The 17,685-nt window shown below is 52.5% G+C and carries 12 protein-coding genes; all 12 read left to right on the top strand.

The window, feature by feature from the left end; genetic code table 11:
• Window positions 1-165: 165 nt before the first annotated feature.
• The 12 genes from AC6B99_RS27895 to AC6B99_RS27840 all read left to right on the top strand — a co-directional run bounded on the left by AC6B99_RS27895 (window position 166) and on the right by AC6B99_RS27840 (window position 17,617).
• Window positions 166-1,926 carry a sensor histidine kinase gene (locus AC6B99_RS27895; RefSeq protein ID WP_496664758.1) on the top strand — a complete coding sequence of 587 codons (1,761 nt, stop codon included), beginning with the start codon at window positions 166-168 and terminating at the stop codon, window positions 1,924-1,926.
• Window positions 1,927-2,032: 106 nt separating this feature from the next.
• Window positions 2,033-3,388 (top strand): ABC transporter substrate-binding protein, encoded by a 1,356-nt coding sequence (locus AC6B99_RS27890; protein ID WP_056040624.1) that lies wholly within the window; start codon window positions 2,033-2,035, stop codon window positions 3,386-3,388.
• 167 nt (window positions 3,389-3,555) lie between these two features.
• Complete coding sequence (locus AC6B99_RS27885; protein WP_056040622.1) at window positions 3,556-4,425, top strand: carbohydrate ABC transporter permease; 870 nt, start codon at window positions 3,556-3,558, stop codon at window positions 4,423-4,425.
• On the top strand, window positions 4,422-5,243 hold the full coding sequence (locus AC6B99_RS27880) for a carbohydrate ABC transporter permease (protein ID WP_056040620.1): 822 nt from the start codon (window positions 4,422-4,424) through the stop codon (window positions 5,241-5,243). The genes AC6B99_RS27885 and AC6B99_RS27880 overlap by 4 nt, the downstream gene beginning before the upstream one ends.
• 40 nt (window positions 5,244-5,283) lie before the next feature.
• Window positions 5,284-6,984, top strand: coding sequence for a response regulator transcription factor (locus AC6B99_RS27875; protein WP_496664757.1), 1,701 nt, complete (start codon window positions 5,284-5,286; stop codon window positions 6,982-6,984).
• 21 nt (window positions 6,985-7,005) lie between these two features.
• Window positions 7,006-8,730 carry a hypothetical protein gene (locus tag AC6B99_RS27870; protein ID WP_056040616.1) on the top strand — a complete coding sequence of 575 codons (1,725 nt, stop codon included), beginning with the start codon at window positions 7,006-7,008 and terminating at the stop codon, window positions 8,728-8,730.
• A gap of 83 nt (window positions 8,731-8,813) precedes the next feature.
• Window positions 8,814-9,482, top strand: coding sequence for an aspartate/glutamate racemase family protein (locus AC6B99_RS27865; protein ID WP_494860165.1), 669 nt, complete (start codon window positions 8,814-8,816; stop codon window positions 9,480-9,482).
• Window positions 9,483-9,549: 67 nt separating this feature from the next.
• A complete protein-coding gene (locus tag AC6B99_RS27860; protein ID WP_496664756.1) occupies window positions 9,550-10,809 on the top strand; it encodes a ribulose-bisphosphate carboxylase large subunit family protein in 1,260 nt (419 codons plus the stop codon).
• Window positions 10,810-10,815: 6 nt separating this feature from the next.
• Entirely contained in the window at window positions 10,816-12,354 is a 1,539-nt protein-coding gene (locus tag AC6B99_RS27855) for a four-carbon acid sugar kinase family protein (RefSeq protein ID WP_496664783.1), read from the top strand.
• Window positions 12,344-15,589, top strand: a complete 3,246-nt coding sequence (locus AC6B99_RS27850; protein WP_063892645.1) for a glycoside hydrolase family 2 TIM barrel-domain containing protein — start codon at window positions 12,344-12,346, stop codon at window positions 15,587-15,589. The genes AC6B99_RS27855 and AC6B99_RS27850 overlap by 11 nt, the downstream gene beginning before the upstream one ends.
• A 178-nt stretch (window positions 15,590-15,767) precedes the next feature.
• The gene (locus AC6B99_RS27845; RefSeq protein ID WP_056040610.1) at window positions 15,768-16,805 is read left to right on the top strand and encodes an ATP-binding cassette domain-containing protein; all 1,038 of its coding nucleotides are present in this window, start codon (window positions 15,768-15,770) and stop codon (window positions 16,803-16,805) included.
• The gene (locus AC6B99_RS27840) at window positions 16,802-17,617 is read left to right on the top strand and encodes an ABC transporter permease (protein ID WP_496664755.1); all 816 of its coding nucleotides are present in this window, start codon (window positions 16,802-16,804) and stop codon (window positions 17,615-17,617) included. The genes AC6B99_RS27845 and AC6B99_RS27840 overlap by 4 nt, the downstream gene beginning before the upstream one ends.
• Window positions 17,618-17,685: the final 68 nt, after the last annotated feature.

Below are 17,685 nucleotides of genomic sequence, written 5' to 3'. Positions count from 1 at the left end.
AGGAGCAAATGAATTCGCCCAAAGCCGTCTCGTATCAGAGAAGCGGCTTTGGGCTTTTTAAGCTAGACACTTTTTGGTATAGGTTCGGCTCGTCCGATTCGTTATAATAACAATAATACATGATGGGCTAGAGGGGGAATTGTTATTCGGCTGCGCAATGAGCTGTTGCTGAGCTACTTTATTATTATTTTGGTGTGTATCACGCTGGTCGGTTCGGTCTCCTTCTATATTTCCTACAAAACGATGGCAAGCCAAGCGGAGGCTGCCAGCCTGCTGCTCGTCCAGCAAATTGAAAAAAATATGGACAATGACTTTCACAGCAAGCGCAATTTGCTGCTGGCCTCCTACAATGAGCAAAGCTATATTGACGGCGTTAATCGTTACACCGAGCTTAGCGATCGCGAACGTTTCTTGTTCCGGCAAAAAATCGGCGATTTGTATTTGAAAAGCTTTAATGTAACGCCAATCCGTGATTTTTTGCGTTTTCAAATTTATTATAGCAACGGCGAGCTGCTTAGCTCCTCGGACGAAAGCGGACAGCATAACCCGGCGAAGGTGCGCGGATCGGAATGGTTCCGTCAGACGGTGGCGAAGGATGGCGAAGTATTTTACAGCGGCTTCATCCCCGCGGCAGACCGGACAGTAGATGGAGAAACGGCGTATTTTTCCTCCATTATGATTCGCGATTTTTCCAATCCCGAGCAGTTTATTTTAGTGCGCGCTGAATATCGGGCCGAGCTGTTCAACAGCATTGGCCGCAACGACGGGCTTTCGCCAAACAGCAGCATCGTTATTCTTGATGAAGGAAATCGGCTTGTTTATGCGTCGGGCGACGCGCAGCGTTATGCCGGAGGCAAGGAACTGACAAGCCGCATTAGTGGAAGCCAGGGCAAGTTTTGGCTCAGCCTGGATGGAGAAGAGCGGCTAGTGTCTTATACGAATTCCGCTTATTCAAACTGGAAGGCCGTGCTTATCGTGCCGAGGCATGATATTTTTGGCGCATTAGACATCATTAAGACGACTGTTATTGTTACCGCTTTCATTTCCTTTGCGATTACGCTGATTATTTCGATACTGTTCGGGCAGCGGATTACGAAGCCGATTCTGGACTTGTACAAGACGGTTAACCGCATTAAACGCGGCGATTTTTCGGTGCGCGTCGAGGTGCGGCGCAATGATGAAATCGGCAGAATCGGGATGAACTTTAATGCGATGCAGGATGAGCTGCAAAATTTGATTGAGACGCGGTATGTGAATCAGATTAAGCTGCAGGAGGCGCAGCTCGCCATGCTTTATTCGCAGATCAATCCGCATTTTCTGTACAATACGCTCGACAGCATCCGGGCGATGTCCGACTATTACCAAGTGCAGGAAATTAGTGAAATGGCGCAGTCGCTCGCTGATATTTTTCGCTACAATACGAAAAACAAGGATGAAATCGTCACGCTGCAGGAGGAGCTTGTCCAAATTGAAGCCTATATGAACATTCAGCGCATTCGCTTTGAAGACAAAATTTCCTTTGAACAGCAAATTGATGACGACCTATACAGCTTTCCAATGCTCAAAATGACGCTCCAGCCGCTCGTTGAAAATGCCGTATTTCACGGTATAGAGCGCAAGCGCGGCAAAGGTACAATTGCTATAATCGTCAGCAGAGAGGGCGGCAGCATTACGCTCACCGTAAAAGACGACGGCGTAGGCATATCCGACAAGCATTTGGCCGATATCAGAAGCAGCTTGAAGCCTCCGCTGCAACAAAGCGAAGGATTGTCCTCAGATACGCGCAGCGGCATCGGGGTGCAAAATGTTTATTCCCGTTATCGAATTCGTTATGGCGACCGCTTTGAATTTCATATGAACAGCCGTAAAGGTGCAGGCACGGAAATTAAGCTCCTTATTCCCGAACATGTGGAAGCGCATTCATAAAAGTCGGAATTTTCAACATTAGAAGTCAAAATCGTGTACAGAAGACAGGGAAGCGCTTTCAATATAATAAAGGTGCAGGTAATTATGAAGGAGAGGGTGTCTTATCATGAGAAAGATGAAAGCGGTTTACCTCACAATGGCGCTGATGCTGGGAGCATTTTCACTAACGGCTTGCGGCAGCAGCAACGGCAGCACGAATACCCCGGAGGGAACAGCAACAGCAGGCAGCTCAGCTGAAGCGTCCACGCAGCCGTCTGCGAAGCCCGTTACGCTGACCTTTCTGATTCCGAATACGGAGGATGTCACGCCTTACAATCTTATCTTCAAAGAGTTTGAAGCGAAGACAGGCAATAAAGTCGAGGTGCAGGCGCTGCCGGGCGGCGACTATGACAATATGCTGAAAACCCGCTTCTCGACGGGCGATTTCCCTGACGTATTCCTCATGCAGCCGGGCACGAAGCAATATGTAAAGCTCAGAGCGGATGAGACGCTGTACGAATGGTCCGGCGAGGCTGGCGTTTGGGACAATGTCATCGATACGATTGTAGACTTCCAAAAGGATACGGCTGGCAAAGCCTATGGCGTGCCATTCGGCAAAACCGGCATGATGGGCGTCTTTTACAATAAGGATGTATTTGAAAAAGCGGGCGTTGCCGCTCCAACAAATTACGCGAATTTAATTGAAATCGCTAAAAAGCTGAAGGGCGATGGCGTAACGCCGTTTTATGAAGGGGTAAAAGATGGCTGGCCGACGCAAGTGTTTTATTTGACCGGCTGGGTAAGCCAGGTAGATCAGGAAATTGGCGACGAAGGCGTGCAGAAGCTGAACGTCAATCAGCTGAAGCTGTCGGACATCGCGGCGCTGAAGGACCTTTTTGTAAAATCGAAGGAAATTAAGGATCTCGGCTTGTTCCAAAAAAATACGCTTTCCGGCACATTCGATGAGCTGCAAAACGAGCTGGGCGAAGGCAAGGTAGCGATGGCCTTTATGCTGGACGGCATTTTGCCGCAGCTGGAGAAGAAGTTTGGCAAAGATTTTGTAACGAATAAAATCGGCTTCTTCCCATTCCCGACTGCAACAGATACGGGTACAGCTATGATTACGCCTCCGAACCAGCTGATGGTGCCGTCGAAAGCGAAAAATCTGGAGGCAGCCAAAGAATTGGTTAAATTTATGATTTCGAAAGAAAGCGTCAATATTTTCTACCAAAGCCAGCCGGGCATTCCGGTGTTCAAGGATGCAACGAGCGAGCTGTATCCGATGCAGCAGACGGTTAAAGACTATATTGATCAAGGCAAATCGAAGGTCAATGTTCAGAACCGCCTGACGGCATCGTTTCTGGACTTGGGCAAAATTCTGCAAAACTTCCACATCACAGGCGACGTGGACACCGCGATTAAAGAGATGGATGCGAACTATGTGAAGGACGGCAACTCGAAGCGTCTTGAAGGCTTTGAATAAATGAGCTGAGCAAAAAATAAAGGACAGAGACGGCAGCAGGGCAAGCCGAAGCTGTTAATTACCGGACGGGACAGGTGCTGCGGGCGAGGCCATCAAGACGATCAAGGCGATCGAGGCTTCGCCCCGCCATCCCGGCCAAACAGGACAGGAGCAGGAGGGCAGGCCCTATGGAGAGAAGCAAATATCCGTTATATTTTTCATTTCCGGCAGTCATCGTATTTTTACTGTTTTTCATTACGCCAACCATTATCGGTATCTATTACAGCTTTACCGACTGGAATATTAACGCCGATGCGATTAAGTTTATTGGACTTGAAAATTACAAGGAGCTGTTTAACGAGCCGCGCCTGAAGCAGGCTTTTATAAACACCCTTATTTTCGCCGCCGCCGTTACGCTGCTGCAAAATGCAGTTGGCCTCGCCTTGGCGCTATTGTTGAATGAAAAGCTGAAGCTGCGCAATCTGCTTCGGATGATCTTTTTTATGCCGTATGTTATTGCTCCGCTCGTCATCGGTTACATCTTCCGGGCGATTTATCATCCCGAGCATGGCATCGTCAACCAGTTTTTTGGGCTGCTGGGCATGGATTTTATGGTCCAGGATTGGCTGAATGATCCGCGCTTCGCGCTGTTCACCGTCATTATGACCGATATTTGGCGGGTAGCTGGCTTTTCGATGGTCGTGTATTTAGCGGGCTTGCAGTTCATTCCGAAGGATTTGACGGAGAGCGCATCCATTGATGGGGCGAACTATTGGACGCGGTTCAAGCATGTTGTTTTTCCGCTGCTCGCTCCGGCGTTCACGGTTAACGTGCTGCTGGCGATGATTGGCTCGATGAAGGTGTTCGAAATCGTAATGGTGCTGACCGAAGGCGGTCCGGGCTATACGACAGAAGTATTTTACACATACATCCGCAATACGTTCAGCTCAGGTGAAATGGGCTATGCGACGGCGATCAACATGCTGTTGTTCGTATTGGTGACGCTTGTCGGCATTCCGGTATTGCTGGCGATGAAGAAGAGGGAGGTGGAGATGTGAGAAGCCGAAAATATTCGCCTTTGCTGCTAGAGCTGCTTGCGATCTGCCTCGCTATGCTCATTCTCATTCCATTTTTTATGATATTCATTAACTCGTTTAAGGATATTCGGGAGTCGGCGCTGTTCGGGCTGTCGCTGCCAAGCAACTGGGTGTTCAGCAATTATAAAGAGGTATTTAATCAGGATAATCTACTGCGTGGTTTCAAAAATAGCTTCCTGCTGTCGGCGCTCGTCGTCGTCAGTGTCAATTTTTTCGCTTCGATGGCTGCATTCGTCATCCAGCGGCGCGGTGGGAAGTTTTTGCAAGGCGTCTATCTTGCCTTCATTATGGGACTGATTGTCCCGGTATCTATCATCCCGACGATTCGGCTAATGGATATACTGCACATCAAAGGAAGCTACTTAAGCATCATTATGTACTATACAGCGGTGCTGCTGCCGTTTGCTGTCTTTCTGCTCGTTGGGTTTATTAAATCGGTGCCGCGCGAGCTGGATGAGGCGGCGATTTTGGAAGGCTGCGGTTACTTCCGGCTATACTTCAAAATCATTTTACCCCTCATCAGCACAGTGCTCGTTACCGTCTCGATCGTCGTCATCGTGTCGGTATGGAATGATTTTTTCGGCCCGTTTTATTTGGTCACGGACAGCACGAAATGGACGATTGTGCTGCAAGTATTTAACTTTGTTACGCTGTACAGCACGAACTGGGGTGTCGTATTTGCCTTTATGATCGTTGTCATTACACCAGTGCTAATCATTTATTTGTTCCTGCAGCGCTACATTATTGACGGTCTGACGGCAGGCTCTGTGAAAGGCTAAGCGAATAAAAGAGGGCGACAGCAAAAGGGGGGCGAGGGTTATGCGCAAGGTCATGGTTGTGGACGATGAACGCTGGATACGGCGGGGACTTATTCAAATGATTCCATGGGAGGAGCTGGGGCTTGAGCTTGCCTGTGAAGCGGTTGACGGCGAAGAGGGCTACGAGCTGGCGCTGCTGCATAAGCCTGACCTGCTGTTTCTCGATATGCGCATGCCCGGCTTCGACGGCAAGGAGCTTCTTGGCCTGCTGGCCGAATCACTGCCGGACGTTGTGACGATCGTCGTCAGTGGCTATTCGGATTTCGAATATACGAAGGAGGCCATCCGCCATAAGGCGTTTGATTATTTGCTCAAACCGCTTAAGCGGGAGGAGCTGATTACGGTGCTCGGCAAGGCGCTGACGGTGCTGGATGAACGAGATAGGCGGCAAGAGCAGCAGCACCGGGACAGCCGGAGAAACTGGCTGCTGGACGTTTTGCTGCGCAGCGAACAGGCTGCACAGAGTCAGAACCAAGCGCATGCTCAGTCCCAGGCGGCAGGGATTGCACAGACAAGTACAGCTGTAAGGGCGGAGTGTTTGCCTGAGCTTCCAGGAGAGGGCTCAGGCAATAAAGTGCTGCTGCTGCTCGCTCAGCCGGACTATTATACAGAGCAGGCCGGCATTCAAGAGGCAGCTGGGAAAATAGAACGGTCGCTGCAGCAAAGCCAGCCCTTTTATTTTGAAGGAGGCTGGTCGTTTGTTGCAGCCGCCTCCCCTGTCAACCTCGGCGAAATAGCCATTTGCTTGTTCGGCAGCCGCTTCGAGCCTGTGGAGATACAGCGGCTTGCGATTTTGCTTCAAAGCATGCTGCATGAGGAGACGGGCACAAGCTACAGCATGATCGCCGGGAGCAAGCCTTGTCTTGCGAGTCAGCTTCCAGCTGTCTACAGCAAGCTCCAGCAGCGTCTGGATGGGAGGCAGCTGGGAGAAATAGCGATCATGGGATTCGTGGAGTGTGCATTTGAGCTGGAGGAGAAGCCGAGTAAGCAACAGCAACAGCAGCATTTGCCTATTGGTGCTGCAAATGCCGATTTTTATCCGGCGGAGCTGGAGCAAGCGTTTCTCGTGCAGCTGCAGCTTGGCAATGTGGAGCAGATGAAGGCGGAATTCAACCGTTTTTTCACAGCGCTTGCAGCCCCGTCGCGGACGGTGGATGGGCTGCGGCGCAGCGCCTCCATGCTGGTGCATGCACTGGAGCGGCAGCTTCAAGCGGCCGACACAAGCCTGGAGCAGCTGAGCGGGAAAAGCGCGCTCGCCTACATGGAGCTGATCCGGCTGCGCAAAGACCATGTATCGGTTAAGCGGCTGTTCGAGGAGCAAATATTGCCCGCTGTTGCTGCCCGGCGCGGCAGCAGCCAAGGGCGGCATGGCGAGCAGCTGGTCCGTGAAATCCAAAAGCTGATTGAGCTGCATTATGACCAGCCGCTTAGCCTGCCGCAAATCGCGGAAAGCCGCTTTTTGAATGCCGATTATGTAGCCCGTTTGTTTAAAAAAACGACGGGCAGCAATTTTATCGATTATTTAACTGAATACCGGATTGCGAAGGCGACCGAGCTGATGCGTTATCCGCAATATAAAAACTATGAAATAGCGGAGCTTGTCGGTTATGACGACTACCGTTATTTCAGTCAAATTTTCAAAAAGAAAACCGGGCAAACGATTGGCGAATACCGCGGCGCAGTTGGAAAAACGCCGCAATAAACGATAGGGGAGAGACTTGCGATGCAAACGAGACAAATACCAGATACGCTGACCCTTGCGGACAGAGCCGGACATGCGATGAATGCGATAGTTGGAATGGCAGACCGCGACTACAACGATATCCCTTTTTTTGCTGCAAACCTGATGAAGGAGCCAGCTAATCTGACACATGGGGACTGGGACTATGGCTCATCTCATGGTCGAATGGTGGACGGGATGATTTTGGCCCGCCATATGTCGGGGGAAACGTTTGGCAAGGAGACGGAGGAGAAATATCGTGCGAATCTGCTCTCTTTTTTCAAGGAAGATGGTCTTAGCTATCGCCAGACGAACCCGAATTTCAACTGGGAGCCGAATGCGAATCTGATCGACCAGCGCGCGGTCATTTTATCGCTAACTAGCTGGTTTATGGAGACGGGTGATCCGTTGGTGAAGGAGGCGGCAGATAACCATGTTGCGGCGCTTAAACGGATTGCGATTAAGGAGCGCGATGTGTGGTTTTATCCGGCGTCGGAGTATAAGGAAGGCGGCTGGCCTTCGTCCAATGGTATCATGCTTCGTCTTGCGCCAGATCCGGCTGCCTTCTGCGGACGGCTCGTTATGCCGCTGCTGAAATACCATGAGCTCACAGGCAATGCGGATGCGTTTGAGCTATGCCAGTTTTTCACCGCGCTCATCGTGCAGCGCAGCGGCGTGTTTAACGCCGACGGCAGCTTTAACGATGCGCTCGCTTACCGCAGCGGACATTTTCATACGAGGCTCGGCACGCTTGATGCGTTGGCGCGGTTTGGCGTATTCACAGGGGATGCGGCGCTGCTCAGCTTTGTGGAAAAAAGCTACGCTTGGGCGGTTACACAGTGTACCGCTTTCGGCTGGACGCCGGGCGACATGAAGGAGCAGGCCTACGAGCATGAAACATGCTCGCTGGTCGATCTAATCGCCACGGGCATTACGCTCGCGCAAAGCGGCTATACCCGCTACTGGGGAGTGACCGAGCGTTATATTCGCAATCACCTTACCGAATCGCAGCTGCTCGATATGGACTGGGTGAAGGAAACGGAAGACCGATCCGGCAACATTCCTGGACTTATTACGCATGAAAATATTGCAAAGCGGACACGGGGCGCTTTTGCCGGGTACTCGGCGCCGAATGATTTTTGCTGCAACGTCAACCATGGGCGGGGACATACGAATGATTTGCAAATTTGCTGCCTCGGCTCGGGCACGCGCGGGCTGTTCATGGGCTGGAGCAACACCGTTACTGAGAAAAAAGGTACCGTCAGCGTAAACTTCCTGCTTAACCGCAGCTCGGCGTGGCTCGATGTCGACAGCTATTTGCCGCATGAAGGCAAGCTGGTGCTGCATATCCACCGCGACATTCCGCGCCTGCAGGTGCGCATTCCCGAGTGGGCAGGCTTCGCGAAGGTAGCCTTTACCCGCGAGCTGGGCGGCAGCACGGAGCAGGGCAAAGGCAGTGAGCCGAGCCGCTGGGTGAATGAATGCTTCTTGCTGCTTGGCGCAGCATCCGCTGGAGAAATGATTACGATTACGTTCCCGCTTTCGCGCCGCCAGACGGTTGAAACTGCAATCGGACAAACGTTCATAACCCAGTGGCAGGGCGATGATGTCATTGGCATTTCGCCGGAAGGGGAGCATCATCCATTCTACAGCGGCAGAGAGGTATATGATAAAGCACCGATGCGCGAAGCCAGCATACGGCGAGTGGAGAACGAATTGGTCTGGTAGCTCAGCCAGTTTGCTAGTCTGTCAATTCTATAGAGCAGGTTAAAGTACAGGTTCAATAATTGTTCGAATGGGAGGCTGGGAGTATGACAACGGTAGTTGCGGTTTACACCGGACAAGGGCTTGCTGATCCGCTGAAGGCTGTGTTTCAGGAGGTGCTGCCGGGCGTGCGGCTGGTCAACATTATTGATGACAGCCTGATCGGCGATGTCGTCAAGGCGGGACATATTCCGGCGGGAGTGAGTAAGCGGCTGACGCAATATTTTCAGCATGGGGAGGAGCTGGGGGCGGATATTATTTTGAATACCTGCTCCTCAGTTGGCGAAGTGGCTGATGCTGCGCGGGGACAGCTTGGCATTCCGCTCGTTAAAATTGATGAGGCGATGACCGCCAAGGCGGCGGCCGAATACGACGCGATTGCGGTGCTGGCCACGCTGCCTTCAACTCTGGAACCGACGATGCGCTTTTTGGCGAAGCAGGCGGAAGCCATTGGCAAAGAGGTCACCATCTTGAATGGGCTCGCAGTCGGAGCCTTCGATGCGCTGGTAGGAGGAAACCCGGCGGAGCATGACCGCATTTTGCTGGAGACAGCGCTTGCGGTCAGCGATCAAGCGGATGTCATCGTACTTGCCCAAGGATCAATGGCTCGGATGGAGGGAGCCATACGGGAGGCGACAGGCAAGCCGGTGCTATCCAGCCCGCGGCTTGCTGCCGAGCAAATTAAGGAGATGCTGGCAGAGCGAGGGCTGCTTTAGCCGCAATGATTTTAGCATGAACAGCTACAGCAAGGGACAAAGGCAAATTTAGCGGGAGGGAAATAGCGTGGAAAAAGAGAGAGTAACGGCCGTCTATTTAATAGAGACACCCTATTCGCTGGAGCGTGCTGCCGAGGTGATTGCCGGCGAGCAATCGACGGGCACTTTTACAGCGGTGCCAGGCGAGACGGATCAGCTGAAAGAGCGGCATGGGGCGCGGATTGAACAAATTGTCGAGCTTCAGCCTGTATCCTCACAGGCGCTGCCGGGCTCCAAAACGCCGCTGGGTCATGACGGTCTTTATCGGCGCGGAGAGGTAACGGTTTCCTTTCCGCTGCACAATTTTGGGCCGTCCATTCCGAATTTAATGTCTGCAATTGCCGGCAATTTGTTCGAGCTTCAGGAATTGTCCGGACTGAGGCTGGTCGATTTGGAGCTGCCGGAAGCGTTCGCAGCAAGGTACCCCGGCCCGAAATTTGGCATCACGGGTACTCGGGAGCTAACCGGCGTGTATGACCGTCCGATTATAGGGACGATTGTCAAGCCGAGCATCGGGCTTCCTATGGCTGACCTCCAGCAGATGATTATGGACGTTTCGGCTGCTGGGCTTGATTTTATAAAGGATGATGAGCTGAATGCTAATGGAACTTATGCGCCTCTTGCACAGCGGGTCAGTGCGGTCATGGATGCCGTCAACCGGGCGGCTGACGCAACGGGCAAAAAAATCATGTACGCCTTCAACATTACCGGTGATATCGATGAAATGGAGCGTGGGCATGAGCTGGTCGTCAAGGCAGGCGGCAACTGTGTCATGGTCAGCATAATGAGCGTCGGATTGGCGGGGCTTGCCCACTTGAGCAAATACAGCGAGGTGCCGATTCACGGCCACCGCAATCAGTGGGGCATGATGACACGCTGTCCGATGCTGGGCTTCGCTTTTCCAGCTTATCAGAAGCTGTGCCGTCTGGCAGGAGCCGACCATCTGCATGTGAACGGTTTAGACAGCAAATTTTATGAAAGCAACAGCTCGGTTGTCAGCTCCATCCGCGCTTGTTTGAAGCCTATGTATGGCGGTTATGGGACGATGCCAGTCGTTTCCTCGGCACAATGGGCAGGGACTGCTCCGGCTACTTATGAAGCAACAGGGACGGTAGATGTGATGCATTTGGCCGGAGGCGGCATTTTGGCCCATCCGGGCGGGGCGGCGGCTGGCTTTGCAAGCATGAAGCAGGGCTGGGAAGCTGCCGTTCAAGGCATTCCGCTCGCTGAGTATGCAAGTCGGCATCCGGAGCTGCAGCAGGCTATAGCAAAATACGGAAAGGGCTGAGCGGTGATGGACAGAGCGGGATTAACGCATAAGCCAAACGATTGTGACACTAGCGGCAGCGACAGCGGCGGAAAGATGCCACTCAGCATAGGCACTAAGGGGGACACTGGGCAACGCCAGAAGGAGGCAAGCTCGGGTAGCTCCGGTGATCGGCTCCCGGCATCGCAGCGCCTGCTCAGCTACTATGGCGACGATTTCACCGGTTCTACCGATGTGCTGGAAGCACTGTTCCGAGCAGGTCTGCGGGCAGCGTTATTTCTGGAGCCGCCAAGCGAGCAGCTGCTTGCTAGCAAATTTGCAGATTTAGAAGCCATTGGAGTAGCGGGCATTGGACGCTCGCTGACGCCAGATGAGGCGGAGCGTGAGCTGCGTCCGGTACTAGAGCAGCTGCGAAAAATAGGGGCTGCCATTACGCATTACAAAATATGCTCGACATTCGATTCCTCCGCTGAAGTTGGCAGCATCGGCAAAGCAGCGGAAATTGGCCGCTCCGTGTTCGGTTCTGGCTATATTCCGATACTGGCGGGGGTTCCTTATTTAGGCCGCTATACGTTGTTCGGCAACCATTTTGCAGCGGCAGGCGGCGAGACGTATCGGCTTGACCGCCATCCGACGATGTCACGCCATCCGATTACGCCGATGGCGGAAGCGGATTTGCGCCAGCATTTGGCGCAGCAGACGGAGTTAAAGACGGCGCTGATGGATATTTTGGCGCTGGAGGGAGACATGTTCGAAGTGGGCGAACGGCTCGCTAAACTAGTAGAGCGCGAGCAGCCTGATCTCGTGCTGTTTGATGTGCTCGACGAAGCTAGGCTGGCAGCGGCTGGACAGCTGATTTGGGCGGAAGCCCAGCAGCGTGACGGCTTGTTTGCCATTGGCTCTTCTGGTGTGGAGTATGCGCTTGGGGCCTGCTGGCGCAAGCTTGGTCTGCTGCAGGAGCAGCCAGAAATTAGCGCTGCTTCTGCAGCAGAAGTTGAGCGTCTGCTCGTAGTATCGGGAAGCTGCTCGCCAGTTACGGAGCAGCAAATCAAGGCAGCGCTGGCAGCAGGCTTTGCAGGCATTCGCGTTCCGGCAGAGGAGCTGCTGGACGGGAAGAAAGGCGCGGCTGCGAGGCAGCGGCTGCTGAAAGAAGCTCGGGAAAAGCTGGCAGATGGGCGCAGTCTGCTGCTATATTCAGCAGAAGGTGTGGACGATCCAGGCATTCCGCGTTTCCGGGAAACGCTTGCCGCGCAGGGCTATGGGCCTGAGCAAAGCAGCCGCCTATTAGGCGCTTTGCTTGGAGCGCTGGCACGTGAGCTGATCATCGACGAGCAGCTTACACGCATCGTCATCGCTGGCGGGGATACGTCTGGTTATGTAACGCGCGGCTTGGGCATTTATGCACTGAAATGCGTGGCTGCACTAACGCCGGGAGCGCCACTATGCCGCGCTTTCTCGGAGGAGTCTGCGCTGGATGGGCTGGAGCTGGTGCTGAAGGGTGGACAAATCGGCGAACGGGATTTTTTCACCCGGATGAAGCAAGGGAGGACAGCATATGACGAATGAAAACGAGCAACTGCCAGATTATTGCAACTTAAACGTGCTGGAGCGCGGTTCATTGCCTCCACGCAGCGAGCTGATTCCATTTGACAATCCGGCAGCGGCGCTGCGTGGCGACCGAGAAGAATCGCCCTATTACAAGCTGCTTAGCGGGAATTGGCGTTTCCGCTACTTCGAATCGCCGCTGCATGGTCCAGAGGGCAGCCATTTGGATGCATGCGATGATACGGGTTGGGATAAAATTCCCGTTCCCTCCAATTGGCAAATGCACGGGTACGGACAGCCCCATTACAGCAGCTGTCCTTATCCTTTTCCGCTTGACCCTCCACATATTCCACTGCTCAATGCTACTGGCTGCTATCGTACCAGCTTTACAGTTCCAGAGCATTGGGAAAAGCGCCAAATTCGCCTCGTATTTGGCGGAGTTGATTCCGCCTTCCATGTATGGCTGAATGGCGAGCTGGTCGGATACAGTCAGGGAAGCCACCATATGTCAGAGTTTGATATTTCCTGCCTCATCCGTCCCGGTTGTAATTTGCTTGCGGTTCGCGTCTACCAATGGTGCGAGGGAAGCTATTTGGAGTCGCAGGACAAGTGGCGGCTAAGCGGCATATTTCGCGATGTTTATTTAACGGCACAGGCCGCTGTCACGATTGAAGATGTTCTGGTGCGAACTGTTTTTGTCCCCGATACTGCCTATCGGGAGGCGAGCTTGAGCTTGCAAATGACGCTCGCTCAAAGCAGTCTCTTGAGAAGTGCGGCGGAATCCGCCAACTTGACCGATTATACAGATGGAGAAGGCTTCCGTTTAAGCGTCGCCTTATTAGATGCGGACGGAGAAACCGTTGCAGAGCAATCGTTTAATGCGAGCAATCCAGACCCTTCTTGCCATTCTGATGCACGGGGTACAGGCAGCTATCCAACGTCCGATTCGCTTAAAGAGCTCAGAACGATTTCCGCCGAGATTCCTATTTCGGGGCCCCAGCTATGGACAGCAGAAACGCCTTATTTGTATGCGCTGTTATTGACGATATATGGGGCGGATGGAGAGGTAGCGGAGGTAAAGCGGCTTTCGGTTGGCTTTAGGGATATTCGAATTGAAAAAGGCAAGCTGCTCATAAATGGACAATCTATCGTTATCCAAGGCGTCAACCGCAACGAATTCCACCCGCAATTAGGGTATGTAACGACGCCTGAAGCGATGCTGCAGGATATAACGCTGATGAAGCAGCATAACATTAACACGGTCCGGCTGTCCCATTATCCGAACGATTCGCGCTGGCTCGATTTATGCGACCAATTCGGCTTGTACGTTATAAACGAAGCGGATTTGGAGACGCATGGGTTTCATTTTATGGACAATGAATCTTATTTAAGCAAACATCCCGACTGGCGGGAGGCGTATTTACATCGTGCGCAGAAAATGGTTGGACGCGATAAAAATCATCCTTCTATCATCGTATGGTCGCTTGGCAATGAGTCAGGCTACGGTGAAAATCATGATGCAATGGCGGAGTGGATACGCAGCGTCGATCCGACAAGGCCGATTCACTACGAGCGGGCTTATGAAGCCGCAGTCGTTGACATCGTCAGCTCCATGTACCCTTCGGTCGACATGCTCATAGAAGAAGGCAGGAAGCCGGATGAACGCCCTTATCTCATGGTCGAGTTCGGTCATGCCATGGGCAATTCCACGGGCAATTTGCAGGAATATTGGGATGCGGTGTACGAATATCCACGACTGCTGGGCGGCCTTATTTGGGAATGGTCAGATATGGGCATTTTACAGCAAAACGACGGCGAACCAGCGTTTTACGCCTATGGCGGCGACTTTGGCGATGCCCCGCACAGCGGACCATTTTGCATGGATGGGCTGCTGTTTCCAGACAGAAGCGTTAAAGCGTCCCTGCTGGAATACAAGAAGATCATTCAGCCGGTGAAAATAAAGCCGGATCCCGTCCAGCTTGGCCGGGTTCACCTTAGTAATCGCTACAGTTTTTTGTCGCTGGAGCATTTGAAAGGGCATTGGCAGCTGCTGCGCAGCGGTACGGCGATTGCGCAAGGCGAGCTTGCACGCTTGCATACGCTGCCGGGCGGAGAAGAGACGCTAATCATTCCTCTGCCTTCGGAGCAATTGAAGGAAAAGGGCGAATATGCGCTGCATATCTGCTTTACAGAGCGTAATAGCAGCTTGTGGTGTGACGCTGGCCATGAGACAGCTTGGGCCGATTTGCTGTTTGAGGAGGCGGGTTGGTCCCCGCAGGAAAAGGCTACAGCGTATAACGCTAATGCTGAGTTTTCTAGTACGGTCCGTCTAGTGGCAGCCGATGCTTCCGAAGGGATTCCCATGCACATGCATCCTCAGTATCAAAATTTGCAGCGGGAAGACGGCAAGCTTGTATACCGCATAAGCGGGAACGGGTTGCAAGTAGACATCGATCAAATGACAGGCACAATTAGCAATTGGCTTTATCATGGCGATGAGCTGCTGCTTGCAGGCCCACAGCTGCAGCTATGGCGCGCCCCGCTTGACAACGATGTCCATTTGGCGAAAGAATGGGTGAAAGCTGGTTATGACCGGCTCCAGTGGCAACTGCGCCGATTTTCAATAACTGCTGGCAACAATGGCAGCGTTATAGCAACAGCTGACGCAATTATTGGGGCAAAAGGCGAGCCAGCAGCTTTCCGCAGCAGGATGGTCCACCAAATGAATGCTGACGGCTCCATAGGCGTGGAGACCACGCTTGAACCGCTTGGAAGCGAGCTGCCGCCGCTGCCGCGTTTTGGCCTTGAGCTGCGCCTCCGTGACGGCTATGACCAGTTTAGCTGGTATGGCAGAGGCCCTCATGAATGTTACGCTGACCGCAAAGAAAGCGGCAAGCTTGGAATTTACAGCGGTACGGTAGCGGAGCAATTTGTCCCCTATGTGAAGCCCCAGGAAAACGGCAATAAGTGCGATGTGCGCTGGGCGAAGCTTAGGGATGGGCAAGGTGCTGGAATCGGTATTACGGGCAGCGAGCTGTTTAACATTAGCGTCCACCATTATTCCACAGAGGATATGTCGCGCACCAGCCACGTGCATAAGCTAACCAGGCTGCCAGAAACAATCGTCAAAATCGACGCCAAGCAAAGCGGCCTCGGCAATCATAGCTGCGGCTACGCGCCGACGCTCGATGCTTATTTAATAAAGCCGCAGCCGATGAAGCTATCCATTATGCTTTTTCCGTTAACGAATGCTTAGGACGAAGGATGAACTCCAATAAACGAACACTGCACTAAAAAAATAACAGGGAAAGGCCGATCCGGTTGCCGGGTCGGCTTTTTTTGCCATTCCGTGCCCTTCATGTTATTTGGTTCACATTCAGTTCATAAACGAGGATTAACATCCATCTATAAACCGTTACAGGGAGGCACTACTAATGACAGTAAATGATCGATACAAAGAAGAGCTATGGAAAAATAGCGGGGAGTGGGCGGTTGAAGCACGTGGGCTTGTGAAGACATTCGGCAATAACCGCGCAGTGGATAGCGTAGATTTGAACGTGCGGGCCGGAACCATTTATGGTGTGCTTGGCCCTAATGGAGCAGGCAAAACAACGACCATCAGAATGCTGGCTACACTATTGCGCCCCGATGCTGGCTCGGCACGCATTTTCGGGTACGATGCAGCGAAGGACCCGCAAATCGTGCGGCAATTGATCGGGGTGACAGGTCAATACGCATCCGTCGACGAAGCGCTCAGCGCTACGGAAAATTTGGTCATCTTTTCCCGGCTGCTAGGGCTTGGGCGGGCAGAGGCGCGCCATAGGACGGAGGAGCTGTTGGAGGAATTCGGGCTGACGGAAGCAGCAAAACGTCCATTGAAGCATTTTTCCGGGGGCATGCGGCGTCGGCTGGATTTGGCAGCCAGTCTCATTGCACAGCCGCCGCTTATTTTTCTCGATGAACCGACGACAGGACTTGATCCGCGTACACGTACGCAAATGTGGGATACGATCCGCCGGCTGGTGAAAACCGGTTCGACAGTGCTGTTAACAACGCAATACCTGGATGAGGCTGACCAGTTGGCTGACCGAATTGCGGTCATTGATCGCGGCCAGGTCGTAGCAGAAGGGACGGTCGATGAGCTGAAAACATCAGTCGGCACCTCCTCGCTGCAGCTAAAAATCCAAAATCCGCAGGACATCGCGGCCACTCGCCAAATTGTGGAACAAGTGTTTAGGGTCGAGTCTGTTGTATCAGCGGAAAATGCAAAAATTACGGCACCGCTGGCGGATGTCGACAAAGTTACCGACCTGCTTGTAGCTCTTCGGGAGGCGGGCATTTATTTGGCGGAGATGAGCGTACAGAAGCCTACACTTGACGAGGTATTTTTAACCATTACAGGCCATGGCGTGAAAGATAGCCTTTCATCGCTATCCGATCAATCAAATAAAAAAGAGGGGACAGCCGTATGAAAAGCGCGTCGATCCAAACACGTCATACTCGCCAGTTGAAGAAACATACAAGCTTGGGACAGTCGATTCGAAATTCGCTCACGATGGCCTACAGGGGATTATTAAAAATTCGGCGCACACCGGAGCAATTATTTGACGTGACGCTTCAGCCCATTATTTTCACATTGATGTTTGCTTATATTTTTGGCGGTGCCATCTCAGGAAATGTCGTTGATTATTTGCCGGTTATCATTCCTGGTATTTTGGTGCAAACCGTAATTACGACGTCGATTGTCACGGGTGTTCAGCTGCGGGAGGATATGGATAAAGGCGTATTTGACCGCTTCAAGTCCCTTCCGATTGCCCGAATTGCTCCACTTGCGGGAGCTCTGCTGGCGGATACGGTTCGCTATACGATTGCGACTGCATTAACCTTTTCCATGGGCTATATTTTGGGGTATCAACCTGAAGGCGGCTTAGGCTACGTCGTTATTGCGGCCCTTCTTGTCATCGTATGTGCTTGGGCGATTAGCTGGATTTTTGCTTTTTTTGGCGTCATTTCCCGTACAGCATCCAGCGTTCAGGGGATCTCGATGATCGTGTTGTTTCCGCTCACCTTTGTGTCCAACGCCTTTGTGCCGGTTGACACCATGCCAGGCTGGCTCCAGTGGTTTTCAAGCATCAATCCGGTTTCCCATTTGGTTAGTGCCGTACGGGAGCTTGCCAACAACGGTGCAATTGGCGCAGATTTTGTATTTTCGCTAGTCGGCGCAGCCGTCATTGTCGCGATCTTTGCTCCGCTAACGGTAAGTGCCTATATGCGCCGGACATAGAGGTTAAGGCGTTCAGGTTTACGGAAATCGTGAAAGGTTGATAAAATAGGATAAAGGCGGTGAACGGG

Source organism: Paenibacillus liaoningensis (assembly GCF_059609455.1).
This window is presented reverse-complemented; position numbering and strand designations above follow the sequence as displayed.